The sequence below is a fragment of the Kitasatospora sp. NPDC059646 genome, assembly GCF_042734615.1.
In the GTDB taxonomy this organism is placed as follows: domain Bacteria; phylum Actinomycetota; class Actinomycetes; order Streptomycetales; family Streptomycetaceae; genus Kitasatospora.
The window spans coordinates 1-3,128 of the sequence record NZ_JBHWDS010000108.1; the positions used below are offsets into that span (position 1 = coordinate 1).

3 protein-coding genes are annotated in these 3,128 nt (G+C 76.0%); 1 reads left to right on the forward strand and 2 read right to left on the reverse strand.

Annotated elements, in window-relative coordinates; translation table 11 throughout:
• Positions 1-171 precede the first annotated feature (171 nt).
• The gene (locus tag ACFV1L_RS36255) at positions 172-1,014 is read right to left on the reverse strand and encodes a helix-turn-helix domain-containing protein (RefSeq protein WP_380374537.1); all 843 of its coding nucleotides are present in this window, start codon (positions 1,012-1,014) and stop codon (positions 172-174) included.
• Positions 1,015-1,561: 547 nt separating this feature from the next.
• On the opposite strand from ACFV1L_RS36255, the gene ACFV1L_RS36260 reads away from it, so the two are divergent.
• The gene (locus ACFV1L_RS36260) at positions 1,562-2,005 is read left to right on the forward strand and encodes an SsgA family sporulation/cell division regulator (RefSeq protein ID WP_380374538.1); all 444 of its coding nucleotides are present in this window, start codon (positions 1,562-1,564) and stop codon (positions 2,003-2,005) included.
• 10 nt (positions 2,006-2,015) lie between these two features.
• Here ACFV1L_RS36260 and ACFV1L_RS36265 read toward each other — a convergent pair whose 3' ends face one another.
• Positions 2,016-2,972 (reverse strand): helix-turn-helix domain-containing protein, encoded by a 957-nt coding sequence (locus ACFV1L_RS36265; RefSeq protein ID WP_380374541.1) that lies wholly within the window; start codon positions 2,970-2,972, stop codon positions 2,016-2,018.
• Positions 2,973-3,128 lie beyond the last annotated feature (156 nt).

The following is a 3,128-nucleotide window of genomic DNA, read 5'->3' on the forward strand; positions in this document are numbered from 1 at the left end:
TGTCGGCCCCGGCCGCGACCCCCCCGCGCCCGGCGTCCCCCCCCGCGCCCGCGGGGCCCGCGCCGTGTCCGGCCGACTCCCGCTCCGCGGACGGCCGTCGGGACTTCCGGCGCGCGTCGGACCGGGGCCGGGCCCGCGGCGGTGCGCCGCCGCGCGCCCGGCCCCGGCGGCTCAGCGGGCGGGGTGTCCGCCGTCGGGGCGGGCCGCGGCGTACGCCTGCCACTGCCGCGGCGAGACGCCGTACGTCGCGCGGAAGGCCCGGCTGAAGTGCGAGTGGCTGACGAAGCCCCACCGGTGCGCGACGGCGGACACGCTGCTCCGCCGGCGGCTGGGGCGCTCCAACTCGCGGCGGCAGGCCTCCAGTCGGCGCTGCCGGACCCACTGGCCGACCGTGCTGCCGTCCTGCTGGAACAGCTTGTGCAGGTAGCGCACCGAGATGTGCTGCGCGCGGGCGATCGACTCGGGAGACAGCTCCGGGTCGGCCAGGTGCTCCTCGATGTGCTCGCGGACCCGGGCCAAGATCTCGGCGGAGCCGGACGGCTGCTCGGGGGCCTCCCGCTCCAGGAGTTCGGCGACCAGGATCGCGACGATGTCGGAGACGCTGCGCGCCAGGTGGTTGCCGGGCCGGGCCCGGTGGGCCCGCGCCTGCCCGGCCAGGGTGTGCAGGAACTGCGAGGCGATCGCGCCGACCCCCTCGCCGCCGCGCGCCACCAGGCCGCCGGCCCGCCGCACGTCGGCCTGCCGGACGCCCAGGAAGACGCACGGCACGCGGAATCCGAGGATCCGGCACTCGGCGTCGCGCATCAGGCCCGCCGGGTGCGGGGCGGTGTCGATCAGCAGGTCGCCCGGCTCCAGCACGACGGCGGCGTCCCCGCGTCGCACCGAGGCCGTGCCGCGGACGAGCAGGGCGAGGTACAGGCAGTCGTCGGGGGAGCTGCCGGGCGGCGGGGCGAGGACGTCGACGACGCCGTCGCAGCGGCCCGGATCGAGCAGCGAGCAGGTGTCTTCGGGCACGGGCGAGAGACCCGACGGGTTCATGGAAGGCTCCGACCGGTTGAGGGCTTTGCGAAAGCTGGCGGGAGGACGCGTCGGACCCGACGCCCGGAGCGCCCCGCCGCCCGGACGGGCGCACCGGATCACGGTCGACTGCCTCCCGGCGCATTCATACAAGAGGCGAAACGGGGTCGACAAACCTTCGACGGACCGCGCAGTACGCCTCCCGACAAGGCCCGCGCGACCCCGGCGGAGCCACCCAACTCACCTCACTCACAGGGCAGTTGACCGCCCGAACCGCACCCCGGCCGGAGCACGGCCGGCGGCGTCGGCGGCCACGGCCGGCCCCTCCGGCGGGCGAACGGTGCACGGAACGTCAGATCGGCGTGCGCCGCCGGAACATCACCCCGGGCGGGCGCCGCATAGCCTGCGGGGAGAGTCCGCCTCCCCTGTCCGCCGGCCGTTCCCGGGGGCGCGAGGCGAGCGCACCGCACCGCCGCGTCGGCCCGCGCCCGTGCACCCCGGAGGCCGAGGCCCCCGGGCCGTCCCCCACCCCCATGGAGAAACCGTGTCCGCCCCGCATCCGCTGTCCGACCCGCAGGCCGCCAGCACCGCACTCGACCTCGACGCCCGGATCGTCCTCGGCGAGACCGAGCACGTCGACATCCCGGTGCGGCTCGGCTACAGCGCCGACGACCCGTTCGCCGTCGCCCTGGAGTTCCTCGGCCAGGCCGCGGAGGCGGGGGTCTGGCTGTTCGGCCGCGACCTGCTGTGGGAGGGCCTGCAGCGGCCCGCCGGCGTCGGCGACGTCCGCATCTGGCCGCCCTGCCCGTGCCACGGCCGCAGCTCGCTGCGGATCCACCTGCAGGGCGGCGACGGCAGCGTGCTGCTCGACCTGCCGGCCCGTCAGGTGCGCCGCTGGCTGCGCCGGGAGACGTTCGCACTGGTCCCGCCGGGCCACGAGCGGGGCCTGATCGACTGGGACGGCGCGTTGGACGGCCTGACCGGCTGACCCCGCGCGGTCACCCCTCGGTGCGGCCCCGCACCTGCCAGTCGCGCGGCGTCATGCCGTACGCCTCGCGGAACGCCCGGCTGAAGTGGCTGGAGTTGACGAAGCCCCAGCGCCGGGCGATCCCGGCCACCCCGAACTGCTGGGCCTGCGGCCGGCGCAGGTCGCGGCTGCACCGCTCCAGGCGCTGGGCGCGGATCCACGCGCCGACGCTGGTCCCCTCCTGCTGGAACAGCTTGTGCAGGAACCGGACCGAGATGAAGTTGGCCTCGGCGATGCCGGACGGCGTCAGGTCGGGGTCGTGGAGGTTGCGCCGGATGTGGTCCTTGACCCGCTCCAGCGTGGCGCCGTTCTGCGGGGCCTGCGGCCGTGCGCGGCCGCAGCGGTCGTCGATCAGCAGGGCCAGCAGGTCGAGCGCCGTCGCGGCGGCCCGCCGCCCGACCGCCTCGTCCAGGCCCGGCGCCTCGCGCGCCACCCCCGCCAGGTAGGTCGCGACCAGGGCGGCGCTGCCCTCGCCGGCCTGGAAGGCGGTCGCGGTGAGCGCCCTCAGGTCCCGTTCCTGGACGTCGAGTTCGGCGCGCGGGAAGTGGAAGGAGGTGAAGACGAAGTCCTCGCCGATCCGCTTGCGGAAGATCCGGGAGGCGTCGGTGAGGGAGAACTCGCCGGGCCGGACCAGCGTCTCCCGCCCGTCCTGCTCCTTGACGGCGGTTCCGTGCTGCTGGAGCGTCAGGATCAGCGACGCGGACTCGTCGCGGGCGATCATGCGCCGGCCGCGGGTGACCATCTGCGGCCCGGCCTGCACCGTGGAGATCAGCATCGGTCCGAGCCGGTGGCTGACGATCTCTCCCGGGGAGGGCCGTTCCTCCAGGAACTCCACCGCCATCGGCACGAAGGCGTGGGCCACCGCCTCGTGCCAGCACTCCGCCCGGTCGGCGGCGGACAGCGGCGCGGTGCTGGGTTCGACGGACACGGCACACCTCTCTGCTCGACCCGGCCCTTCGGATGCCGGCGTCGAAATCTCACCATCCCGGGTGCGCCGTCCCCCACCCGGGGTGCCGGGCGGGGGGGGGGGGGGGGCGCCCGCCCCGCCGGCGCGGCGGGGTGTAAAATAAACAAAACCCCCCAC